This is a genomic window from Litorilituus lipolyticus (assembly GCF_006439335.1).
Taxonomy (GTDB): Bacteria; Pseudomonadota; Gammaproteobacteria; order Enterobacterales; family Alteromonadaceae; genus Colwellia; species Colwellia lipolytica.
The window spans coordinates 1-23,583 of record NZ_SAWY01000020.1; the positions used below are offsets into that span (position 1 = coordinate 1).

Below are 23,583 nucleotides of genomic sequence, written 5' to 3' on the forward strand. Positions count from 1 at the left end.
AAGAAAAATGGTGAAAGAGTCCATTGCGATTTATAATAAGCGAAGGCCTCATATGGCCTTAAAATACAAAACGCCTGATGAAATTCATCAAGCGTTTTAGAAAAAAGTGTCAACCTATATCAGGACAACACATTATCTTAGGTTAAATAACTGTACTATTTAACAGGGAATCCGCGGTCACGCATTAATGCTTCAACTTTTGCATCTCGACCTCTAAAGGCACGGTATGCGTCAGCAGGATCAACAGCATTTCTTACGCTAAATAAATGATCAACAAGTTTTTGAGCCACTTCTTCATCATAAAAACCACCAGGCGCTTCAGCGAATGCTTCTGCAGCATCAGAGGTTAATACTTCAGCCCACATATAACCATAGTAGCTTGACGAGTATCCTTCGCCGCTAAAAACATGACCAAAATGAGGACTACGATGACGCATTACAATTTGCTTAGGCATATTTAAGGCATTTAACGTGTCACGCTCAAATTTATCAGCATCAATACCTGTAGGATCAACAGTGTGGAATTTCATATCAACTAATGCAGATGCTAAATATTCAGTAGTTTTAAAACCTTGATTGAATGTTGCAGCTTGTTTGATTTTAGCAACTAATTCAGCAGGCATTGGCTTGCCTGTTTTGTAGTGAACTAAATAATTATCAATCACTTCATCCGTTGATAACCAACGCTCTAAAAGCTGTGATTGGAATTCAGTGTAATCACGTACGCCACTGTTCAGCGTTGGATATTCAACTTTTGACGCTAAAAAGTGTAATGCGTGACCAAATTCATGGAAGTAGGTTTCAGCATCAGACCAAGAAATTAACGTAGGTTGTCCTTCAACCCCCTTACTGAAGTTAGAGTTATTTGACGATAAAACATTTTGCTTACCGTTAAAGGTAGTATGGCTACGGTATGTCGTTGCCCAAGCGCCTGAACGTTTGCCTTTACGAGCAAACGGGTCTAGATACCACAAACCAATATGTTCACCAGATGTTTTATCCGTTACTTCCCATACTCGTACGTCTTCATGGAAAACTGGTACAGAACCGTCAGTTACTTCGCTAAAGCTGAAATTGAATAAACGACCAGCAACATAGAACATTGCTTCACGTAAATTATTTAACTGTAGGTATTGTTTTACTTCATCTGAATCAAGGTTGTATTTATCTTGACGCACTTTTTCAGCATAAAAACGGTAATCCCACGGTTCAATGTTTTCAATGCCGTCTTGTTTCTTACCAATCGCTAACATATCGGCAACTTCTTCATCAACACGAGCAATGGCTGCAGGCCATACTGCTTCCATTAATTTAATCGCATTTTCTGGAGACTTCGCCATGCGATCTTCTAAGCGCCATGATGCATAGTTTTTGTAACCTAAAAGACCAACACGCTCATGACGTAATTGTAAAATTTCAGCAATTAATGCGTTGTTATCAAACTCATCGCCATTGTCGCCACGGCTGTAGTAGTTTTCCCATACTTGCTTTCTTAATTTGCGCTCTGTTGAATAAGTTAAGAATGGATCCATTGAAGAGCGTGTATTAGTAATTGCATACTTACCTTCTTTACCACGCTCTTTCGCCGCCGCAGCCGCAACTGTCACAATTGATTCAGGTAAGCCACCTAATTGTGCTTTGGTTAAGTACACAACGTAGTTTTCTTCATCAGCTAAAACGTTATTACCAAATTTAGTATGAAGCTGGGCTAAGCGTTGGTTAATTTCAGCATAACGCTTTTTATCTGCTGCATTAAGTGTTGCGCCATTACGTGCAAAACTATTATAAGTTAATAAAACTAAACGCTGCTTTTCAGGAGAAAGTCCCTTAACTTCGTCTGAGTTATACACTGCTGCAATACGTTGAAATAGTTTGTCATTTTGGCTAATTTTTGAGAAGAAAGCTGACATTTTTGGTGCTAATTCAGCTTGTAGCTTTCTAAATTCAGGTGTTGATTTATTTGCACGCCAAATACCATAGTAGGCGTATAAGCGGTTTAATTCAGCGCCGGTCTTTTCCATTTCAACGATAGTATTTTCAAAGGTAGGTGCCGCAGGATTGTTTGCTATAACATCAATCTCAGCTAAATTAATAGCCATTGCATGTTCCATCGCAGGGATGATGCCATCAATCGTCACTTTATCAAACGCAGGTACACCTTGGAATGGCCCTTGCCACTCGGCTAGTAATAATGCCTTCGACTGCTCTACCGCACTTTTTTCTACAACAGCGCTGGCTTGAGCATTTGCTGTATCGTCACTTGTACTACAGCCCATTAGTATACTTGATACTAAAAAGGCACTAATAAATTGTTTATTCATTTCATTATCTCGATGTTATGTAGATTAAATATTCTCTTTATTATTGCTTTACCGTTATGTGAAAGTTAGCCGCTAAATCAGCCGCACACATTACTGTTTTCAAAGAAACACTTCCCATAAGATAACACCATATTAACAAGTATTTTTCCTGAGCAATACATTTGCTTGAGTTATTCACCGCTTAATATCGACCACTAAACGTGTTTAGCGCATTAAACCTGGGTGTAGAAAATAAAAAAGGCCGGCAACCAAAAATTGGTGCCGGCTTAAAAAAGGGGGTATGTTGGTTGGGAGTCCCCTTTATAACAATTGGTCGAGGGTAACCATGTTTACAATGAGCTATTTATTTCGCACTAGCGACATAGCTTTCTAGTTCTTTTTGAGTTAATAAATTATCAGAGTTGCTGTCTATTTCACTGAACGTTCTCGCTAATAATTTGTTATTACTTGCTTTAACTTCCGATAGACTTAACTCACCATCTTTATTGGTATCTAATGAGCTAAAAGCAACAGCATCTGATTTTTTTGCAACTTCAGTGGTCGCATCTTTTGCTTTAACTACATCCGCTTCAGTTTTTTCATTAGCGTTTACGATAAAAGAAGCCGTAATAGCAGTTGCCACAAATAGGCTTACTTTTGTTAAACTTAAACTTTTCATTGTTGTTCCTTGCATAATTCAATAGTAGGGGTAATACAGCAGCTGTATTGAACTGGATATAGCACAAGCCATACCAACAAAACTAAGTATTTGTTTTATAAGCACTTTCAGCATTGCATACAGAGTACGAAGCCACAAATGCGTCTCCAATTAACAACAATATTTATTTTTTCTTATATATTTAGTAACCACTTCATTCAAATAAATAAAAATAACCAAATAAAAACAAAGAATTACAACAAAGCCAAGCCTCTTATGTAACTGTCTCAAATTAACGACAACATTGTTTTCTGTGCAGAATTAACTTAAAAAGGGAGGCTAAGTTTACACACTAACCTATTCTGGATTTAATAACCTTTGAACAAGCTTACTTTTAGCCGCACTTTAACAAAGTTAACGAGCAAACTTTCTAAGTTATCTATGGTGAATTTGATCTTACTGGGCTTTTCATTTGTCGCTCTGCCGTTAGTGATCTCATTACTTTTCACAGCAAACAAGTTATCTTATTTGGCACAACAAAGTAGTGAAACTATTTTTGAAGTGGCCTCTTTAACACAGCTAAACACTAAGCTTTCAGATTCATTAAGCAATATAGAACGCTCAGCCAGTCAATATTTGGTACTTAATGATGATGAATTACATCAGCTTTTTATTAAGCAACAACAAGAGCTTAGTCAAATAATTAAAAAAACCCTTAAGCAAAACCCCAACAAAACACTAGCCCAATTACTAAGCCAAGTACTTACTGCAAGCATACAAATTAAAAGTCAATTAAGTTCAGATAATCTAAGCAATATCAGCCTTGAGCAGCTGCAACAAGAGTTTAAAAAGCTAGTCATTCTTAAGGCTGAAATAAAACATTACAGTAACTCGTTAATTAAGCAAAAAGCGGATGATGTTCAACGTTCAAATGAAAAGGCACGAAGTAATATATTTAACAGCTTATATATTATTCCTGTGAGTTTACTTATTGCTTTACTCTTTCTTGTCATTATCATTCGTCCACTAAAGCGCTTAATTTCGCGCATACAAACTCTAGAGCAAGGTAACTTCCAAAATGAAATTACCTTTTCAGGTGCCGCTGAGTTTGAAGGGATTGCTCATGCGCTTGAAATGATGCGCGTCAGACTTCACTCTTTAGAATTGCAAAAATCCAGTTTTATTCGCCATATATCTCATGAACTGAAAACACCACTTGCTGCTATTAAAGAAGGAACAGAATTAATTTACGATAACAGCGTAGGCCCATTAAATAGTGAGCAACAAGAAATTTGCGATATTATTAAAATGAGTGCCCATAGGCTTCAATGCTTAATTGAAGACCTACTTGATTTCAATATTGTCTTAGACTCTACCAGTTTAGTTGCCAGTGAAAATATCACTTTGTCACCATTACTTTCTGAGGTCATTAATGAAAGACAGCTTGATATTAAACGCAAAAACTTAACTATCATTACACCTGATAATGATATTCAGCTGCACTCAAATGCAACTCAACTAAAAGTTGTGTTTGATAATATTTTGTCTAATGCAATTAAGTATTCGCCTCAATCTGGCACTATCACCCTCTTAAGTCGATACCAAGAAAATGACGTTGAAATAGCTGTTATTGATGAGGGTATAGGGATCTCTTTTGAGCACCAAGATAAGGTTTTTGATGCCTTTTATCAGGGAACTCCGCCTGAACATAGCCAGATTAAAGGCAGTGGTTTAGGGCTTACTATCGTCAAAGAGTTACTGTCACGTTTACAAGGGACTATTCAGTTTGTGAACAGAGAAATTGGCGCTGAAGTGACGATTAAGTTGCCAAACGCTAGCCCCACATATAAGAAGTAATATTATGTCGAAATTAATCTATAAATACCTAAGGCACGACTACCATTTACTAAGTAAAAAAGTATTATGCGGGTTAATACTTTTGTTATTAAGCGCTTGTCACATTACTCCTAAAACCATAGACCCAGTCTTTAGCTACAGCAGTTATTACTTATGGCTTAAAACCTTAACTCAAGCAGAGTTAATGACTGAAATTGATAAACAAAAGCAATTTAGCCAATCTCAAAAAGACTTAAATTCATCGATTAAATTAATGCTAAGCCATAGCTTACCAAGCTCACCTATTTATCAACCTTACCAAGCAAAAACAATGCTTAATCAATACACTATTTCTTCAGCAAATTTCGGTAATGAAGCCAACCTTGCTTTTTTATTGCTACTAAAAGATCAACTTAATGCCCAACTGTTACTTATTGAAAAGCATAAGCTCAAACAGCAAAAGAGCCTGAAAAAAATAAAGCAACAACAGCAGGAAATCACCCAATTATCCTTCCAGCTTGAATTACTATCACTGAAGTTAGAACAGTTAAAAGAAATAGAAAAAAGCATTAATCAACATAATTAATCACAAAAGCAATGAGCCAACTAATGAATAAAAGTCATGAAAGTAAAATACTGATTGTAGATGACGATCCGAGTTTACTTCGATTATTAAGCATTCGATTAAATGCTGCAGGTTATCAAGTAGAATCAGCCGCTAGCGCTAAAATTGCTTTAGGTATTTTACAAAGCTACCAACCGCAAGTAGTTATTAGTGATTTGCGTATGGAGGGCATGGATGGTATGGCGCTATTTGAACAGATTAGGCAGCTTCACCCTAACCTTCCGGTTGTTATTATGACCGCACATGGCACTATTCCCGACGCTATTAATGCCACTAAACAAGGGGTTTTTAGCTTTTTAACTAAACCGTTTGAAAGTCAAGAATTACTCGATACTGTACAGCAAGCTATTCGACTACAGCCCTCTGTCACGCAGGAATCCAACCTTGACAGCTGGCGAGAGCATATTATTAGTCGTAGTGCAGTTATGGAGTCATTGTTACAACAAGCCAAGCAGGTGGCTCCAAGTGATTTCAGCCTATTAATTCATAGCCAAAGCGGTACAGGTAAAGAGTTACTTGCTAAAGCCATTCATCTTGCAAGTCATCGTAAAGACAAACCGTTTACTGCCATTAACTGTGCTGCCGTACCCGAGCAATTGCTTGAGTCAGAACTATTTGGGCACTGCAAGGGGGCATTTACTGGCGCAGAAAAAAACCATCAAGGCTTATTTCAGGCGACCGATGGCGGTACTCTGTTTCTCGATGAAATTGGTGATATGCCAGCAAGTTTTCAAGTCAAATTATTGCGAGTATTACAAGAAAAAGAAGTACGCCCCATTGGTAGTACTCAATCAATCAAAGTTGATGTCAGAGTTATTTCTGCCACCCACAAAAATTTACAACACGCCATTAGAAATAAGTCCTTTAGGGAAGATCTATATTATCGCCTCAATGTAGTTGAGCTTGAGTTACCACCACTAGCTGAGCGACAAGAAGACATACCGTTACTCGCCCAATACTTTTTAAAACAAGCAATGACTCGTTCGAATGCCGCCATCAAAAGTTTTAGCCAAGAAGCCATGGAAATACTCATCAGTGCGCCTTGGCCAGGTAATATTCGACAATTGCAAAATGTTGTTGAACAAAGTGTCGCGCTTTCAACAGAGTCGGTTATTACCGAGGTATTGGTTAAAAATGCCCTACGTGATGAAACCACGCAGTTTCCTTCTTTTGTGCAAGCTAGAGATCATTTTGAACGTGATTATTTATCAAAGCTTTTAAAGATAACGGCAGGTAATGTTTCACAGGCTGCAAGAATCGCGCAGCGAAATAGGACAGAGTTCTATAAATTGCTTAACAAGCATCATTTAGTCGCTGAAAACTATCGTGAAAATTGATGCTACTACGAAAGTAAAAATAAAGCGTTCAGGTTAGTTTATGACTGAGCGCTTACTGAGCGAAAAATCTATTTCTCTTACCTTAATGTTAACGCCCGCACTTTGTAATTGTTGAAAGAAATCAACGATATTACATTGCTCGACTTGTTTACATACAATTTCATATTTGAGAATGCCAGCTTTATTGCTTTGTAAAGCTGCTTGCTTAAACCAATATAGCGCCAAGTTTAAATCTTTAGTGTATTCTGAAGATAAATACGCTTGTGCTAATGCAACTTGCCCCTTGGCATAGCCTAGCTTTGCTGATTGTTGCCACAAGGTAAAGCTTTGTTCAATATAATCTTCAATATGCTTAGATTTTGCAACGGCATTTGCTTCAATAAACTCACGCTTTCCAGGTATAAATATTTGGGGATTTTCTTTATCAATCTCATTTTTATCTGGACTAACATTATTACCGTACAAAACATCATGCACAGGCCTTTTTACCTTATAAATCGCCCCTTTTTCAAATAAGCCATGTAAGGATTCTAGGGAAAAGTCATAACGTTTTGGCTCTAAATATTCGTGATAGCGCAATTGGCCATAACGAATACCATCAATAACCGATTGCTGATTGGGGTATAGCAAATTTCCATAGCGCAGAGTAACAATACTCCCTGTTATATCAACAACCTTAGCCACTCGGTAGCGCTCTTTGGGACGCACATTATTAGTGAGTTCTTTAATATCTAAGAAGTAAATATCATTAAGGTTAGGTTGTAATAAGTAACTTTGAGTTTCTATTTGTTCAATATCACTTTTATTCACTTTTGAGACAATAAAATAAAGAATAAGCAGCACCACAATTAATTTAAAGACATCACTTGCATTCACTGAAAACACCGAACGGATACTGAATTTTTTAACAGCTTTTTTATGTTGGCTGACATCACCTGAAGAAACGGATGCTTTTGGTAATAATTCCATGTAATAACCCTTGTATGATCCGAATTGTCTTAAAAGATAGTTACGCAAGTTTATGAGTAAAAAATACTTGAGTATGGCATTTGTAACGTGTGCTTGGTTCTCAGCTTAATAGCTTACTCTTAATCAGCATTGCTATTAACTACCGATAATTTCGTAGTAGATAATTTAATATACGTTAAAGCACAAGATGAAAGCAACTAATTACAATAATTGACCAATTCGGCTTTGAAAAAAATCTAAAAATGTTCTGGTTTTTACGGCAATATTTCTACTTTGATATAGCACCGACAAGCGTTGTGCTACTGGCGGACATACCATATCTAGCATACTAATATTTTGTTGCTTAGCTTGATTATTGATAACATACTTTGGCAGCTTACAAACGCCTAAGCCTTGTTGACATGCTTGTAAGCGCATCTCTGGGCTCGACAACACTGCGCGCCCCTTGACATAAAAAACGTGTTCCATTTCCCCTTGTCTAAAAAACCAAGGCTCATTTTGTTCTGCTAACACACACTCAATCGTTGCTAAAGTGTCAATTGTTAATGAATTTGCATCATGATCGGCTGGAAATATCTGCTCATAATATTGCTTTGAAATATAAATCGCCTGTGGAAAACTAGCTAACTCACGGGCAATCCAATTTGAAGCAGGTAAAGTTTGTTCATGTAATACAAACGAAAGATCATAATGAGGATCAAATGCAGGCATAGAGCCCGAATAGTGATGACAAGTCACTGCAATTTTAGGATGTTGCTGCAAAAAATCAGCAATAATATGACTTATCGCTCGGTTAAAAAACTCCAACGGTAGAGAGATATTGATTTGTCCTTGCAGCTCATTATGAGTTAAAGCTAACCTTTCTTCGACTTGAGATAGCGCCTCAATATGCTGTCGGCTTTCACAAAAAAGTAGTCGGCCAGTTTCAGTGAGTTGCTGACTTCTGGTTGTTCGAATCAGTAATTCGCAACCTAACTTCTGTTCAAGCTGCATAAGACGACGACTCAATTTTGACTTTGCGATATTAAGCTTTTTGGCTGCCGAGGTAAAAGAGCCCTCTTCAACCAAAACAACAAAAAGACGTAAATCATCAATATTGGCAATATTATTCATCGTACCCTTATTACTCCAATAGCCAATCCTGCAACTCATTCAACCAAGGCTGTTAATTGGGTGTGCTAAGTTAAGCTCAATGCTCTCACACAATGTATTCAACATAGTGGTTAGGCTGATTTAATTAAACAAATTTAATTTACCAGCTTTATTGTTCTATTTACAGAACAATAAATCCTATTAGCACCAGCTAATCAATTAACTCAATTTTAATTACTATGACTTCCACATCAATTCAGCAGTAATGCTATTGACCATCGAAACAACTATATTAAATAAATTAAGGAGTCATTTATGAATGATAGCGCCGCATCAATATCTGCAACCAATAACGCAGTCACAATGTCACAAGAGATAACAGCAGAGCAATTTCAACAAGAGGTGATTGAATATCAAGGAAAAGTATTAATCGATTTTTATGCCCCTTGGTGCGGCCCTTGTAAAATGATAGCCCCCATTGTTGAACAAATAGCTCAAGAACAAAGTGACTTAAAAGTGTTGAAAGTCAATGCGGATAATAGCCAAGCCTTAATGGCAAGTTATGGCATTCGCGGAATACCTACTTTACTACTAATAGAAAATGGTGAGCTAAAGGCTACTCAAGTTGGTGCCGCTTCTTTAAAACAGGTACAGCAATTTGTTAACGGCTAACAATAAATCTGTGATTTATTGATCTAATTCGAGCATCATTTCGCGCTATTGATTACAATAGCGCTGAATTCATCAACAGGGCTATTAGCTCTCCTCGATAGAAAGGCATAAAAATGATGCAAATCACTGATCTGCAACAAGAGCAAAAAATTACTCCGCTATTACGTTTGGGCTTTCGCCCGTTTTTTTTATCAGGCGCAATATTTAGCGTATTAGCTATTTTACTATGGCTTTTAATGTATCGAGGTATAGTCAGCTTTTCACCATTAGGTGGTGGTTATTGGTGGCATATCCATGAAATGGTATTTGCCTTTGGTGGCGCTATTATCGCGGGGTTCTTATTAACCGCGGTTCAGAACTGGACAGGTGTTAGAGGTGCACAAGGTACTACGTTACTTGTACTATTTCTTTTATGGCTTGCTGGCCGTATTGTTTTATTATTTCCTGAGTTACTTGGTAACACTATCACCACGATAATCGACTTAAGCTTTTTACCTGCCGTAGCTTACGTATTAGCGAAACCTATTTTGGCAATTAAACAATATCGAAACCTTTTCTTTGCACCATTACTCTTATTATTAACCATTGTTAATATTGAGATGCATGTAGCGATATATTACCCAGAGTCCTTCTCTATTATATATTCTGGTTATGCTGGCGTTATGTTAGTGACCTTTTTAATGTCAGTAATGGCTGGGCGTGTTACGCCAATGTTTACCGCTAATGGCACTAAAACCCAAAAAGCAACACCATTACCTTGGTTAGATTTTATCACCAATGGCAGTTTAGCGATTGCAATGTTCTATTTAGTCTTTCACCCAATGCTCGCTTTTTCGCCAACATTCTTTGGTTTATTGCTTATCATCGCCGGTATTTTTCAAACCATAAGATGGTTAAGATGGCGACCTTGGATCACGCTTAACGTGCCATTACTTTGGTCTATTCATGCAGCAATTAAGTTTATTTGCTTTGGACTTATCGTATTAGGGGCTAGCTATTTAATTCCTGAATTACCAAGTAACCATGCTTGGCACTTGCTTACCGTTGGCGGTATGGGTGGTTTAATTTTAGCTATGATTTCACGTGTTTCTTTAGGTCACTCTGGTAGGCCATTAACACCACCTAAATCAATGACTATTGCATACATTGCCATTAACCTAGCAGCAATCATAAGGGTATTTGGTCCTTGGGCTTTACCTGAGAAAACACAACTATTTATCGATATCAGCGCTACTTTCTGGATGTTTGCCTTTGCGATATTTGTGATTAAATATGCACCAATGTTAACCAAGCCAAGATTAGATGGTCGCCCAGGCTAAGCTAATAGTTCACTCAACCCAATACTATCGTTAAGCCTCAGCAAGAATTATACTGCTGAGGCTTTTTATTTTTCATAGGCTATCCCCATATGCACGCTGTTTTTCTTGATAAACAAACCTTTAGTTCATCTATAGACTTCAATGCAATCGAACGTGAAGTAACGAAGTTAAGCTGTTATAACATGACGCAAACAGAGCAAGTTATTGAACGTTGCCTTGATGCAGAAATTATTATCACGAATAAAGTGTTATTAACTAACGAAGTGCTAAAACAGTTGCCTAAACTAAAACTTATTTGTATTGCAGCAACGGGCACAAATAATGTTGATATTAATGCGGCTAAGTCACTAAATATTGCAGTTACCAACGTTAGTGGTTACGCTGGCACATCAGTAGCACAATATGTTTTTGCACAAATATTAAGTTATTACCAACAAATTGAACATCATAATAACAATACGGCACTAGGCTTGTGGTCGTCTTCTGAAACCTTCTGTTATCACGGAAATGCCATCGCTGAATTGGCAGGGAAGAGTTTAGGCATTGTCGGTTATGGTAATTTAGGTCAAGCCGTCGAACAAATTGCTAAAGCCTTTCAAATGCGGGTATTAATAAGCGAAAGACCAAATGCAAAATCAATAAGAGCAAATAGGCTCTCATTTGAGCAGGTTGTTCAACAGGCTGATATTCTTAGCTTACACTGCCCTCAAACACCTGATACTGAAAAGGTAATCAATGAAGAGGTATTAAAGCAAATGAAAGCTTCAGCAATGCTAATTAACACCGCTCGCGGTGCATTAATTGATAATAATGCTCTCTTGCTAGCGTTACAAAGCAAGCAAATCGCATTTGCGGCATTAGATGTACTTGAACAAGAACCACCGCCAGCCAACCACCTTCTGCTAAATACCAATCTAAGCAATTTGAAAGTGACCGCTCATATCGCCTGGGCAAGTAGTGAAGCTCAGCAGCGCTTGATCAACTTGTTGGCTAAAAACATCACCAGCTTCAAGTCTGGTACTGTACTCAATCGTGTTGATTTAGAAACATAATTTATTCTACCGTTATTCGTGGACTTTTATTTTATAGCACTTTATTCTTGCTAATGTACTCCATCATTTTGCCTAGGAATTATAAGCATGAGAAAACTCAGCTTTTTATCGATTTTATTTTATTTAGCACTACTAACGGGATGTAATGGCCATACTGATAACGGTGACAGTTCAACACCTAATGCTGTCGCAAGCATTCAGTTTAGTCTGTTAGATAGCCAAGGCAATACAAAACAAAGCTTTAACAAAAATGAAGCGATTACATTACAAGCCAAATTGCTTGATAAAAATAATGCTATTGTCGCGAATAAGGCCGTGGCTTTCGCGGCTACCATTGGTACGTTAACTGTCAGCTCTAAGCTTTCAGACAGTAACGGCATAGCAATAGTAACTTTAACTAATGAAAATGGCTCTTTAGGTGCAGGTATCGCTGGAGCAGCTATTGGTGATGTTGTATCCAATACCATAGAGTTTGAATTTATTGATACGGAAGTGCCGTCCACCTCTCCCAAAATCACTAGCGCCATGATGCTAAATGGTGAAGCGGTCAATCAATTTAAAGCCGACCAGCAAGTTCAGTTAATTGCCACCTTAACCGATGAAAATGATCAAGTCATGGCGAATCAATTAGTGAGTTTTACTGCTGATATAGGCACAGTTTCACCAGCAACGGCTTTAACTAATGCACAAGGCATTGCCAGTGTTAATTTGAGCAGTGATGATGAACAATCGATAGGTGCAGGTGTAGTTTCTGCTTCTTTTTCCTTAACCAACGATCTTGAAAACGCCACGATTAATAGCACATTTAACTATCAAATATTACCTGCCGATGCCATTGTTGATAGCGATATTCGTTTAGGCTATTTCGATGACAATGAAAACTTTATTGAAGGCCAGATAAAATTATCAATAGATAACAACCAAATTAGTGCGGGTGGCACGTTAGGTTTAAGTGTTGATTTAGTTGATGAAACAGGTGCACGTATTTCTTCTCCTGTGCCAGTATCGTTTACTTCTAACTGTGTTCAAAACGAAAATGCTTCCATTGATGCCTCTGTGTTAAGTATTAACGGGACTGCTAGCTCAACATTTGAAGATATCAGTTGCGCTGGCGCAACTGGAACAGATGATGTCATATTAGCCACAGTAGCACTTAACGGAATCACCAGTTCCGCGAGTGAAACCATCACAATTAGTGGAGAACAATTAGGTTCAATCGAATTTATTTCTGCTGAGCCTAATGCCATTGTTTTAAAAGGAACTGGCGGTCAAAATAAGCAAGAAACTTCAACGTTAACTTTTAAAGTAAAAAGTGATTTAGGAAATATCCTTCCACAACAAGCCGTTGATTTCACCTTAAGCACAACCGCTGGTGGTATTACCTTAAGTCGCAGCTCTGGTTTAACCAACTCTCAGGGCTTAGTCACAACACAAGTCTCTGCTGGCTCTGTTCCTACAGCAGTTCGTGTTACCGCGACAGCAACAATGGATATTGATGGTGCAAGTCACCAAGTACAAACACAGTCCGATTTACTTTCGATTAACACTGGCCTAGCTGAACAGCGTTCAATGACTATCGCAGCAAGTGTATTAAACCCTGAAGCCCATAACTATAGCGGCGAAAAATCAACAATCACCGCTTGGCTATCTGATAACTTTAACAACCCTGTTCCAGATGGCACTACGGTCAACTTTACCACTGAAGGTGGTTTAATCGAACCAAGTTGTTCGACCGTTAATGGTAGTTGTTCGGTTGAATGGGAAAGTGCTGAACCAAGAGTGGCTGATCACCGCGTCACAATTTTAGCCACAGCCCTTGGCCACGAAACCTTTTTTGATACTAACGGTAATAATGTTTTCGATGATAATGATGGCTCAGCAATTTCTGCTGATGGTAATTGTAAAGCCGCTAATGTCGCCTCAGGTTTTGGCAATATTGCGGCACAATCTTCTGGCTTTATTGATATGTCAGAAGCATGGCGAGATGACAACGAAAACTGTACTTATGAAGTTGGCGAAAAGTTTATCGACTTCAATAACGATAACGTATTCAACAATGAAGATGTTTTATTTAACGGTCCACAATGTCAAGGCGATAAATGTGCTGATGAAGCGATGCAATCAAGCCATGTTAGAAAAGCATTAGTGCTCGTTATGGCAAGTTCAAGCGCGGAGTATTATTTAACTGATGATTTAGGGACCACAATTTACGAGCAAAGTTCTGGCGCCTCTACTCCTATTCCTGATATTAGCGACGGAGCCAGCAAAGCCTTTATTTTTAGCTTTGCGGATACGGGTATTCCTAATCAAACCATGCCACTAGATACTCAAATTGCCATTAGCGCCAATGCAGGTGATCTACAAGGCAATACCAATGCAGTGGTAACAAATAACGCCGGACAAGGTTTTAGTAGCATGGAGTTTTGGTTATCAAATGAAGCTGGTGGTAGCCCAACAACAGCCATCATTACCATTACTATAACGACACCTAAAGGTCATGTGACGTCTATGATTACCAGTGTTGAGCTGCTATAGAATGATTCAATTCTCCCGTAACTCACTGATCCAGATAGAGAATATGTAGTATGTCTAACGAGATTAATTATCACCCCTTAACAGCTGAGTATTATCAGCAAGTTATTGACTTGGGCAATAGCGTACATGGTGATGGCTACCTAGATTCCAATAAAATTGTGCTTTGGACAAATAAAGGCATTAGTCAAATCAATGGAGAAACTGTCAATACAAACTTTGTCGCCTTGCATCAAGATAAAGTCGTCGGTTTTAGAATTACTTACTCTGCTAAACAATGGCCTATTGATCAGTGGTGTAGCCCTTCATTATGGCAAGTGCCTCAAGAGCAATGCTGCTACTTTAAATGCAATACCGTGAATGAACAGTATCGCGGTAAAGGTATTGGGAAAAAACTTCTGATGCTCGCCATTGAAGCTGCAAAGAAACAAGGAGCCGTTGCAGGCATAAGTCATTTATGGAAGCAAAGTCCCAACAATAGTGCGGTAAAATACTTCACGCATTGTGGCGGTAAGCATATCGCCTCACACGTAGGTAAATGGAACGAAGAAAGTAAGCAAGGTTATTGTTGTGTGATATGTGGTTATGACTGCCAATGTGAAGCAGCTGAAATGATTATTTATTTTGACTAAAGCAGTTTAAAGAATAAGTTCAATCAACTTCATATTGTTGTAGCAGTGACGCCAAATGGTTTTTAACGTCACGTCCAAACAATGTTAATCCATGACTTGTTAAGATAAACGATGAAGCACTGCCCATTTCATGGGCAATAAGATTTTCATGGCGTAAAAAGGCAATTACGCCAATATGCGCTTCCCTTTTCTCAGTATCATCTTGCTCATCAGGATATAAGTCGACATAACCTATCTTTGTTGATGCAGGGAAGTTTTCCATCAAGGTGGTTAATATCTTTATGGCACTAATATCAAATTTCTGAAACTGACTGTCCATTACAAATCCTCATTTCCTCTTCAACAGTTCAAGATTTACTTATGTTATTACCTTTAAACATAGCACAAATCAGCCATTAAGACGCAATAGGTGAGTTTTAGCGAATTTTATCTTTACTCAGGAATAGACCAGTCTATTGGTGCTTTTCCGACTTGATTTAACCATTGATTCGCTTTTGAAAAGTGCTGACAACCAAAGAAGCCACGATAAGCAGAAAGTGGTGAAGGATGAGGCCCTTTTAACACACAATGTTTATCAGTATTAATGTGCTTACCTTTTTTGTGTGCGTGAGCTCCCCACAAAATAAATACACATCCATCATGTTGCTCATTCAAGGTATTGATAATAGCATCCGTGAATATTTCCCAGCCTAACTTAGCATGAGAGTGCGCCTTAGCTTGTTGCACCGTTAATACTGTATTCAGTAGCAACACACCTTGTTGTGCCCAAGCAGTTAGATTTCCATGACTTGGCGTTGAAAAAGTATCTATATCAGTTTCAAGCTCTTTATACATATTCACCAATGACGGAGGAACTTTAATACCCTTTTGCACAGAAAACGCTAAACCGTGGGCTTGGCAAATGCCATTCCCCATACCGTGATAAGGGTCTTGTCCAAGAATAACCACTTTGGTATCACTTAACTCAAAAAAGCCAAAAGCATTAAATACATCCTGCGCTTGTGGAAATATCTTAATACCTTCAGCTCTTTGTTTGGCAACTTCGCTTTCAAGTTGCTTAAAATAAGGCAGCAGTGATTGCTCATCAATCACTGTTTGCCAACTTTGAGTCATCGTCATTGGTTTATTTAGCTAATAAATAAGCACGCAACTGTGCGAAGTCTGCCGACATATCCATCGATAAAATAGGTTCGCCTGCACAATCAGCTAACTCTTTTGGCAAGCCGATTGGCTGACCAATAATACTCTCAACCACTTCTTTGAATTTAGCAGGATGTGCTGTTCCTAAGAACACACCAAATTCACCTTCTTCAGCGCTATATTGCAGTGCTTTATAAGCAACAGCGGCATGAGGCTCAGATATATAACCTAACTTAGTTAGTTGAATAACTGTTGACTGTGTTTGTTCTTCATCAATAGATACTGAGCTAACACAATCTGCTGGCACAATACCAGATTTAAGCATGTGCTCGACACGTGGCCAGTTATTAGGGTTGCTTACGTCCATAGCATTTGAAATAGTCGCAACAGTTTCATGAGGCGACCATTCACCTGTTTCCAAGTAACGAGGAACTGTATCATTGGCGTTAGTTGCCGCAATGAATCGTTTGATTGGTAAGCCCATGGCTTTAGCAAATAAGCCTGCGGTTAAGTTACCAAAGTTACCACTAGGCACCGAAAACACGATACTGCTTAAATCAGACTTAGCACGAGAAAGTTGTGCTACGGCTTCAAAGTAATAACATACTTGAGCAAGTAGGCGACTGATATTAATCGAATTAGCAGAGTTTAATCCAATAGTTGTCGCTAACTCATTATCATCAAACGATTGCTTAACCATAGCCTGACAATCATCAAAACTGCCATCAATGGCTAAGGTTTCAATGTTTCCGCCTAAGGTGGTAAACATTTTTTCCTGAAGTAAGCTAATTTTGCCTTTCGGATACATGATAACAACACGAATATTATCAATACCATGAAACGCATGTGCGACCGCAGCACCTGTATCACCTGACGTTGCAGTTAAAATTGTTAGTTTCTTTTCAACACCCGTCGCTGCGGTTTCTTTTTGGCAAAATGCTTGCAAACATTTAGCCATGAAACGACCACCAAAGTCTTTAAACGCTAAAGTAGGGCCATGGAACAACTCTAAAATAGCTCTATCAGTACTAATAGGTTGCAATAATGCAGGGAAATTAAAGGCATCAGTCACAATAGTGGTTAATTCAGCTACCGTGAGATCTTCTGCAACAAACGGATGCAATATTTTAACACTACGCTCAACTAACGGCATCGCTAGTAACTGAGTGATTTCACTTTCACTAAATTTAGGCAATTCTGTTGGAAAAAATAACCCTTGGTTTTTACCTAAACCTTGCTTTACCGCACCGGCAAAACTCACCTGTTCATCGTTTTCTTTTAAATTATAAAATTTCACTTCATCATTCCTAAAAATTCTTGTTCTTAAATGTCTATTTTGCTGCTAACTCTGCAGCACCATTTTCATCAACTTGACACACATGAACAAAGCCAAAGCTCTGGCCGTTCACCTCTTGTAAATAATGTGACTCTAACCACTGGGCAAACTCTTTCGCCTGTTGCTCACTTTGGCAAACACTAAAGAGTGTTGGACCAGATCCCGAAATACCTACGGCTAAAGCACCTTGTGCCATTAAATAATCATGTGCTTGCTGATATTTTGGTAACAAACTTGTGCGATAGGGCTCAGCTACAACATCAGTTAATACAGAAAATGCTTGTTGTTTATCTTGTCGATGACAAGCATCAACAAAGGTTGCTAAATTTTGCCCATGGCGTATTACATCAGCACGAGAGTATTGTGCTGGTAGTACTTCCCTAGCCGCTTTTGTTGAAACTTCAATACCAGGGTATGCCATCACATAAAAACAATCATTAAAGCTTGGCAAAGTACGCGAAATAACTTTTTCATCCGGTACCATTAATTGCAAACCACCGTAATAACAAGGTGCGACATTATCATAGTGTAAGCTACCACTGATTTGCGCTTCCATTTGCCCCATCATTTCCAGCATTTCTTGCTTTGAAAAACTAAACTGCTGGAACGTTTGATAGTAAAGGTTTAGTGCTGCAAGTGCCGCAACAACAGAGCATGCACTTGAACCTAAGCCACTACCAACAGGCATTTTCTTATCAAGGGTTAATGAAACGTCAACAACTTCTTGATTAGCCTGCGCTAAGGCCTGATTAAATAATAATAAACACGACCATACTATATTATCTTCTTTATTGCTTGGCAGTTTATCTGCAAATTGACCTATCACAATTAAATCACTGCTGTTGTCACTGTATTCAACGTCGACAACATCGCCCAGAAGAGTACCATCTACTGGCTTTACTGCCATACCGAGCACATCAAAGCCAACGCTAACATTGCCAATTGATGCAGGGGCAAATACTGAAACTTTTTGCTTATTGTTAGCCATTAGTGCTGTTGCTCCCATGCCAGTGTTCTTAATAAATCACCAAATACACCTGCAGCTGTTACCGCAGCTCCTGCGCCGTAACCACGAAGTACAAAAGGTAAAGGCTGGTAATAACGACTATGTATAGCCAGAGCATTTTCACCATCTTTAATGCTAAATAATGGGTGCTCGGCGCCAACAGCTTCAATGGACACTTTACATTGTCCGTCCACGATATTACCAATATAACGCAGTACTTTGCCTTCTGCTTTAGCTGCCGCAATACGCTCACTAAAACTGCCATCAATTTGTGCAAGATTATCCATGAACTGATTAACATCGCCAGAGGCATCAAAGTCATCAGGTAGTACTGACTCAATAGTGATATCTGAGAGCTCTAATTGCATACCAGACTCACGCGCCATGATTAACAATTTTCGCGCCACATCCATACCACTCAGATCATCACGCGGATCTGGCTCAGTAAAACCATTTTCTTTTGCGATTGCTGTTGCTTTAGAAAGCGCCATACCTTCATCAAGCTTGCCGAAAATATAAGATAGTGAACCAGATAGCACCCCTTCAAAGCGCTGTAACTCATCACCTGCTTTGATTAAGCTTTGTAAGGTATCAATCACCGGTAACCCAGCACCGACAGTTGTTTCATAGAGAAATCTGCGGTTAGTACTTTGCGCTGCATTGCGTAGTTCTTGATAATATTGCCATGAATCCGTGTTCGCCTTTTTATTTGGCGTAACAACATGGAAACCTTCATTCAAATAATCAACATAACTCATGGCAAGTGCTTCATTTGACGTAGAGTCAACAAATACTGGGTTGATTAAATGGTTATCCCTAACAAATCCTTTTAAATTTTCAATAGTAACCGGCAGTGCTTTTTTGCTGTCAATGCCTTGCTCTAAAACCAATTGCCAGTTATCTAAATCTATTCCTTCTTTCTCAAAAACCATACCTTTACTTGTGGCTATACCATAAACTTTCAACGCAATATTTTGCTCTTTTAAACTGGCCTGTTGCCTTGATATTTGAGCAATTAATTCACTACCAACAACACCACAACCAACTAAAAACACATCGATGGTTGGTTTATGTGAGAAGAAATTCTGATGACTCACCTTCATCGCATCAGTACATTTACGTTGCTCTACCACTACGGAAATACTACGCTCGGATGAATCCTGTGCGATGGCTACCACGTTAACTCGCGCTTGAGCAAGCGAACTAAAGAACTTGGCAGCAACACCTCGTTGGTGATGCATGCCATCCCCCACCAAAGAAACAATAGATAAATCATCTTTAAGTGCTAATGGCTCCAGTAAGCCATTGAGTAATTCCAGCTCAAACTCTTCTTGCAGGCTCTGCTTTGCTTGCTCAGCATCATGTGAGTAAATACAAAAACTAATGCAATACTCACTAGAAGATTGACTAATTAACACTAATGAGATGTTTTCACGGCTCATCGTGGCAAAGACACGACTAGCCATACCAACCATACCTTTCATGCCAGGGCCTGAAACATTGACCATAGTTAAATCATCTAAATTAGATATCGCTTTAACACGCTTTTGTTGGTCACTTTCATTGGAAATAAGTGTACCTTCTGCACTTGGGTTACTGGTGTTCTTGATTAAACAAGGGATATGGTACTGGGCAATCGGTCCAATAGTTTTTGGATGTAACACGCTTGCACCAAAATATGAAAGCTCCATGGCCTCTTGATACGATAAGTAATCGAGTAACTTAGCTTCTTTGATCATGCGAGGATCAGCGTTATATACTCCATCAACATCCGTCCAGATTTCACAACATTCTGCTTCTGCACAAACGGCTAATACGGCAGCAGAGTAATCTGAGCCATTACGGCCAAGCGTCGTTACTTCAGCAATTTCTGAATTACTCTCTGCATTAACACCGATGAAACCCGGCATTAATGCAACAGGATTTAATTTTTCATATTCTTGAGAAAATTTTTCCTTAGAGAGAACAAGATCTGCTACTGCATTTAATGATGACTCATTCGTGTATAAAAACTTCTCTGGCGAAATTAGCGATACATTAACACCTTCGGCTTGAAGCACTGCATCTAAAATAGCCACACTTAAACGTTCACCTGTACTGATTATGCGTGCGCGAATATGATCTGGGCAATATGACAACATAGTTGCACCTTGCATATACCTTTCTAACTGGTGTTCATAATTAGTTAAAGCTTGCTCACAATGTTGATGATTAAAGCTAGTAATACTGGCAGATAAGTCGTCGATAATTGTGGTAATTGCGCGTTTGAAATGCCCTAAATCAGTTACTAGCTTTGCTTCGTCACTAATATTCTCTGCCATAGCAACTAAGTGATTAGTTACCCCTTGTGGAGCAGAGACAACAACGGCAAGGTTTGATGTTTGTCCCTTATCCATGATGATATTCGCAACTTGACGAAAACGCTCTGCCGAGGCAAGTGATGAGCCACCAAATTTAAGTACACGCATTTTGTTTCCCTTTTTTAATAAAAGTAAGCAGTTTTATACAGAATTTCTTTAGTACAAAAAAAAAGCCCGTAACCTTTTTCAGGTCACGGGCTTCGATAAAATTTCTATTTTTTACACGTTAGCCAGCGACCGCCATCCTAATTCGGGTGGTGGTTGTAATAATAATGGTAAGTTGGCTGTTTGTAATTTTCATAGTTATAAAATGCCTGATACTCGATAAGGTGTCAACCTATTTTGAGTATTTACTCTGAATAAAAAGTTATAGTTTATGAATAAAAACAAGATTTGAAGTAATTGTATGCGAGAATTTTGAATTTTCTAGGCTGAAACTTGCTTTAATAGCTCATTATCACTGCCTGAGCAAACCTGATTTCGACCATTGTTTTTAGCAATATATAATGCATCATCAGCATGCATAATTAAACTTTCAAAATGGCTGTCACGTTCTGTTAATTGAGCTACGCCGATACTAACGGTAGCAATGATATTCGACTCTTTAAATTTTATAGGTGTATTTGCTACCGTTTGACAGATGCGTTCAGCTAGCTCGATAGCACCTAAAATAGATGTTTCAGGTAATATTACAGCAAACTCTTCACCACCATAGCGCCCGAAAACATCTTCAACCCTTAATAAATTACCAATAGTTTTACTGATTTCAATTAAGACTTGATCACCACCTTGATGACCATAGTGATCGTTTAACTGTTTAAAGTTATCAAGATCAAACATAATCAATGAAAGTGCTTTATCATGCCTACGCGCTTTCGCAAACTCTTGCTCAAGAGACTCTTGCCAATGTTTACGGTTATATATTTGCGTTAAGCCATCTATTCGACTCATCAAAGCAAGCTTATCTAAAGCTTTTTGCAGCTGACCTTGGTAATGACAAACATCGGTTGCATCTTCAATAAGGATACTTATGTACTCAATTTTTCCCGATTCTTCCATCGGTAAAAAAGTACAATTTTGCGCCATAAACTCACAATCAGTAGTGATAGGCCTCGTATGTGGTAATTCAAATAAATGACGTCTTTGTTCCCAAGAACAAAAATTTGGAGTACCTAATTGCAATACACTGGATAACTTCCTTGATAACCACCTTTCTGGCAGTTCAGAAAATACCTCGAAAACATTTTTACCAATGATATCATTGCTAACTTTTGTTGAATGCACTTCTAAAAAGCTATTCCACATAACAATATTAAAATCAGTATCTAATATTAATATGCCGGTATTTAACTGATCAGTAATTTTGCTAGAGAGTTTCTCAGCAAACTTTTTAGTAACTTCATCAGTTAATACACCTGGATTCATTAGAGTTCTTCCAATATTCTGTTAAGCACGACTTTTATGTTATTAATTGCAGTTTCTGGGATGAGCAATACCATATTGCAATTGAAGGAATAATCAGTCACTTGATAATTAATATTAACTTTCAAAGCTAAGTCCCAATTAAAGGTTAACTGCTCAAGATGCTCGGACAAGCTGTTTGCTCTACTTGGTAATAATTTCGGCGCGCTATAAGAGATTTGATTTTCAATTTGACTTGCAAACACGTTCAAAAAGGTAGTCGTCAAAATAGAGCTAATATCTATAAGCTGTTCATCTTTAGATAACTCATCTGGCTCATAGCCCAATAGATCGGCTAAACGCTCTGAATCTTCATCCTGATAAACTAATAATGCTTCTCCGCGTATGCCTTCATAGCCAAAGAAACCTTGACTAACAACAGCCATGGCCGCTTGTTGTTGATCTAAAGTCGTAGCTAAACTATCAGCATCGACACTTTCAATACTTGGTACTTTTAAATAAACAAAACTATCTAAATATCGCGCAAGCTGATCACTCGCTTGCCCCATGGCAACATTAATAAGCTCTTGTAAACAATCTTGCTCATCTTCAGATAAATGTAACTTATTCATAGTAAGCCATGCTTCTCTAGGTTAGATTGAAGCACATCTGCTTTAATAGGTTTTCTTAAAAACTCTTTCGCTCCTAAACCTAACACTTTGCTTTGCATTTCTGGTTGAATATCAGCGGAAATAACAAAAACATGGCAATCAACATTCAACTTTTGAATACCTTGCAACACGCCAACACCATCAATACCTGGCATAGTGAGATCAAGGAAAAGTATATCGATTTCGCCATTTCGCAAAATAGTTAAGGCTTCAGCACCATGCTGTGCAGTTTGAACATTACTGTGCCACTGTTCTGGAAGGCTTCTAAGTACCTGCTTTCGAGCCATATTTGAGTCGTCACAAATAAGTACTGTAGGGTTCATACAGGAAAGATCCTTAGATTCTTATTATTTTAATGCAGACAATTTACCCTAAATAAGACAAATTGTTAATCAACATTTGCATTTTTTTAAAATAATAGCTAAGTAAATCAGAAAAATTTTATAAATGAATATGTTACCGTAAATAACAATAGGATTACTTCATAAAAAAATGTCAATTAAGTCTTTTTCAATAGAGAGGAAAGAGATGAAAATATAATTTTAATTATTAAATCAATTCAACAATTAATGCAATCGAAAGACCAGCTGAAAGCAAGTAGACAAAGAGAACTTTAGCTGTATGTTTATATTTCTTCATTTCATC

Annotated in this window: 21 protein-coding genes; 9 read left to right on the forward strand and 12 right to left on the reverse strand. The window is 38.2% G+C overall.

The genetic code is table 11. From position 1 onward, the window contains the following. The coding region (locus tag EPA86_RS09355) for an integrase core domain-containing protein (protein WP_140603182.1) at window positions 1-100 on the forward strand (100 nt) is incomplete at its 5' end. A gap of 55 nt (window positions 101-155) precedes the next feature. Here the strand turns inward: EPA86_RS09355 and EPA86_RS09360 are convergent. Continuing rightward, window positions 156-2,321, reverse strand: coding sequence for a M3 family metallopeptidase (locus EPA86_RS09360; protein ID WP_140603183.1), 2,166 nt, complete (start codon window positions 2,319-2,321; stop codon window positions 156-158). 343 nt (window positions 2,322-2,664) lie between these two features. After that, entirely contained in the window at window positions 2,665-2,979 is a 315-nt protein-coding gene (locus EPA86_RS09365; RefSeq protein WP_170309618.1) for an EF-hand domain-containing protein, read from the reverse strand. 420 nt (window positions 2,980-3,399) lie between these two features. On the opposite strand from EPA86_RS09365, the gene EPA86_RS09370 reads away from it, so the two are divergent. From EPA86_RS09370 to EPA86_RS09380, 3 genes are read left to right on the forward strand one after another with little or no spacing between them, the layout of a single operon-like run. Beyond that, window positions 3,400-4,815, forward strand: a complete 1,416-nt coding sequence (locus EPA86_RS09370; RefSeq protein ID WP_140603184.1) for a HAMP domain-containing sensor histidine kinase — start codon at window positions 3,400-3,402, stop codon at window positions 4,813-4,815. 4 nt (window positions 4,816-4,819) lie between these two features. Beyond that, window positions 4,820-5,380, forward strand: a complete 561-nt coding sequence (locus EPA86_RS09375; RefSeq protein ID WP_140603185.1) for a hypothetical protein — start codon at window positions 4,820-4,822, stop codon at window positions 5,378-5,380. A gap of 23 nt (window positions 5,381-5,403) precedes the next feature. Then, complete coding sequence (locus EPA86_RS09380) at window positions 5,404-6,756, forward strand: sigma 54-interacting transcriptional regulator (protein WP_140603186.1); 1,353 nt, start codon at window positions 5,404-5,406, stop codon at window positions 6,754-6,756. A 33-nt stretch (window positions 6,757-6,789) separates the two neighbouring features. Here the strand turns inward: EPA86_RS09380 and EPA86_RS09385 are convergent, their stop codons facing one another. Together EPA86_RS09385 and EPA86_RS09390 are read right to left on the reverse strand one after the other, a co-directional pair. Beyond that, the gene (locus EPA86_RS09385) at window positions 6,790-7,725 is read right to left on the reverse strand and encodes an SEL1-like repeat protein (protein ID WP_140603187.1); all 936 of its coding nucleotides are present in this window, start codon (window positions 7,723-7,725) and stop codon (window positions 6,790-6,792) included. Window positions 7,726-7,926: 201 nt separating this feature from the next. Next, window positions 7,927-8,838 carry a LysR family transcriptional regulator gene (locus tag EPA86_RS09390; RefSeq protein ID WP_140603188.1) on the reverse strand — a complete coding sequence of 304 codons (912 nt, stop codon included), beginning with the start codon at window positions 8,836-8,838 and terminating at the stop codon, window positions 7,927-7,929. Window positions 8,839-9,132: 294 nt separating this feature from the next. On the opposite strand from EPA86_RS09390, the gene trxA reads away from it, so the two are divergent. The 5 genes from trxA to EPA86_RS09415 all read left to right on the forward strand — a co-directional run bounded on the left by trxA (window position 9,133) and on the right by EPA86_RS09415 (window position 15,024). Then, entirely contained in the window at window positions 9,133-9,489 is a 357-nt protein-coding gene (gene trxA, locus EPA86_RS09395; protein WP_140603189.1) for a thioredoxin, read from the forward strand. 113 nt (window positions 9,490-9,602) lie between these two features. Then, window positions 9,603-10,808 carry an NnrS family protein gene (locus EPA86_RS09400; RefSeq protein WP_140603190.1) on the forward strand — a complete coding sequence of 402 codons (1,206 nt, stop codon included), beginning with the start codon at window positions 9,603-9,605 and terminating at the stop codon, window positions 10,806-10,808. 89 nt (window positions 10,809-10,897) lie between these two features. After that, window positions 10,898-11,860, forward strand: a complete 963-nt coding sequence (locus EPA86_RS09405) for a D-2-hydroxyacid dehydrogenase (RefSeq protein WP_140603191.1) — start codon at window positions 10,898-10,900, stop codon at window positions 11,858-11,860. 87 nt (window positions 11,861-11,947) lie between these two features. Next, window positions 11,948-14,395 (forward strand): Ig-like domain-containing protein, encoded by a 2,448-nt coding sequence (locus EPA86_RS09410; protein WP_140603192.1) that lies wholly within the window; start codon window positions 11,948-11,950, stop codon window positions 14,393-14,395. Window positions 14,396-14,445: 50 nt separating this feature from the next. Further along, on the forward strand, window positions 14,446-15,024 hold the full coding sequence (locus EPA86_RS09415; protein WP_140603193.1) for a GNAT family N-acetyltransferase: 579 nt from the start codon (window positions 14,446-14,448) through the stop codon (window positions 15,022-15,024). Between the two features lie 19 nt (window positions 15,025-15,043). Here EPA86_RS09415 and EPA86_RS09420 read toward each other — a convergent pair whose 3' ends face one another. The 8 genes from EPA86_RS09420 to EPA86_RS09455 form a co-directional block, all read right to left on the reverse strand. After that, entirely contained in the window at window positions 15,044-15,343 is a 300-nt protein-coding gene (locus tag EPA86_RS09420; RefSeq protein ID WP_140603194.1) for a hypothetical protein, read from the reverse strand. A 113-nt stretch (window positions 15,344-15,456) separates the two neighbouring features. Next, window positions 15,457-16,137 (reverse strand): uracil-DNA glycosylase, encoded by a 681-nt coding sequence (gene ung / locus EPA86_RS09425; protein ID WP_140603195.1) that lies wholly within the window; start codon window positions 16,135-16,137, stop codon window positions 15,457-15,459. Window positions 16,138-16,147: 10 nt separating this feature from the next. After that, entirely contained in the window at window positions 16,148-17,461 is a 1,314-nt protein-coding gene (thrC, locus tag EPA86_RS09430; RefSeq protein ID WP_140603196.1) for a threonine synthase, read from the reverse strand. A gap of 34 nt (window positions 17,462-17,495) precedes the next feature. Continuing rightward, a complete protein-coding gene (thrB, locus tag EPA86_RS09435) occupies window positions 17,496-18,488 on the reverse strand; it encodes a homoserine kinase (RefSeq protein WP_140603197.1) in 993 nt (330 codons plus the stop codon). Then, complete coding sequence (thrA, locus tag EPA86_RS09440; RefSeq protein ID WP_140603198.1) at window positions 18,488-20,974, reverse strand: bifunctional aspartate kinase/homoserine dehydrogenase I; 2,487 nt, start codon at window positions 20,972-20,974, stop codon at window positions 18,488-18,490. Before thrA ends, thrB begins: the two co-directional genes overlap by 1 nt. A gap of 318 nt (window positions 20,975-21,292) precedes the next feature. After that, window positions 21,293-22,291 carry a sensor domain-containing diguanylate cyclase gene (locus tag EPA86_RS09445; RefSeq protein ID WP_140603199.1) on the reverse strand — a complete coding sequence of 333 codons (999 nt, stop codon included), beginning with the start codon at window positions 22,289-22,291 and terminating at the stop codon, window positions 21,293-21,295. Next, complete coding sequence (locus EPA86_RS09450; protein WP_140603200.1) at window positions 22,291-22,899, reverse strand: chemotaxis protein; 609 nt, start codon at window positions 22,897-22,899, stop codon at window positions 22,291-22,293. Before EPA86_RS09450 ends, EPA86_RS09445 begins: the two co-directional genes overlap by 1 nt. Continuing rightward, on the reverse strand, window positions 22,896-23,261 hold the full coding sequence (locus EPA86_RS09455) for a response regulator (protein ID WP_140603201.1): 366 nt from the start codon (window positions 23,259-23,261) through the stop codon (window positions 22,896-22,898). The genes EPA86_RS09450 and EPA86_RS09455 overlap by 4 nt, the downstream gene beginning before the upstream one ends. Between the last annotated feature and the right edge of the window lie 322 nt (window positions 23,262-23,583).

Coding starts and splice junctions, on each gene's coding strand:
- EPA86_RS09380 (WP_140603186.1), top strand. CDS start 5,404: ATGAATAAAAGTCATGAAAGTAAAATACTGATTGTAGATGACGATCCG.
- EPA86_RS09385 (WP_140603187.1), bottom strand. CDS start 7,725: ATGGAATTATTACCAAAAGCATCCGTTTCTTCAGGTGATGTCAGCCAA.
- EPA86_RS09375 (WP_140603185.1), top strand. CDS start 4,820: ATGTCGAAATTAATCTATAAATACCTAAGGCACGACTACCATTTACTA.
- EPA86_RS09360 (WP_140603183.1), bottom strand. CDS start 2,321: ATGAATAAACAATTTATTAGTGCCTTTTTAGTATCAAGTATACTAATG.
- EPA86_RS09410 (WP_140603192.1), top strand. CDS start 11,948: ATGAGAAAACTCAGCTTTTTATCGATTTTATTTTATTTAGCACTACTA.
- EPA86_RS09420 (WP_140603194.1), bottom strand. CDS start 15,343: ATGGACAGTCAGTTTCAGAAATTTGATATTAGTGCCATAAAGATATTA.
- EPA86_RS09405 (WP_140603191.1), top strand. CDS start 10,898: ATGCACGCTGTTTTTCTTGATAAACAAACCTTTAGTTCATCTATAGAC.
- EPA86_RS09445 (WP_140603199.1), bottom strand. CDS start 22,291: ATGAATCCAGGTGTATTAACTGATGAAGTTACTAAAAAGTTTGCTGAG.
- EPA86_RS09365 (WP_170309618.1), bottom strand. CDS start 2,979: ATGAAAAGTTTAAGTTTAACAAAAGTAAGCCTATTTGTGGCAACTGCT.
- EPA86_RS09415 (WP_140603193.1), top strand. CDS start 14,446: ATGTCTAACGAGATTAATTATCACCCCTTAACAGCTGAGTATTATCAG.
- trxA (WP_140603189.1), top strand. CDS start 9,133: ATGAATGATAGCGCCGCATCAATATCTGCAACCAATAACGCAGTCACA.
- EPA86_RS09455 (WP_140603201.1), bottom strand. CDS start 23,261: ATGAACCCTACAGTACTTATTTGTGACGACTCAAATATGGCTCGAAAG.
- EPA86_RS09450 (WP_140603200.1), bottom strand. CDS start 22,899: ATGAATAAGTTACATTTATCTGAAGATGAGCAAGATTGTTTACAAGAG.
- EPA86_RS09400 (WP_140603190.1), top strand. CDS start 9,603: ATGATGCAAATCACTGATCTGCAACAAGAGCAAAAAATTACTCCGCTA.
- thrA (WP_140603198.1), bottom strand. CDS start 20,974: ATGCGTGTACTTAAATTTGGTGGCTCATCACTTGCCTCGGCAGAGCGT.
- EPA86_RS09390 (WP_140603188.1), bottom strand. CDS start 8,838: ATGAATAATATTGCCAATATTGATGATTTACGTCTTTTTGTTGTTTTG.
- thrB (WP_140603197.1), bottom strand. CDS start 18,488: ATGGCTAACAATAAGCAAAAAGTTTCAGTATTTGCCCCTGCATCAATT.
- EPA86_RS09370 (WP_140603184.1), top strand. CDS start 3,400: ATGGTGAATTTGATCTTACTGGGCTTTTCATTTGTCGCTCTGCCGTTA.
- ung (WP_140603195.1), bottom strand. CDS start 16,137: ATGACTCAAAGTTGGCAAACAGTGATTGATGAGCAATCACTGCTGCCT.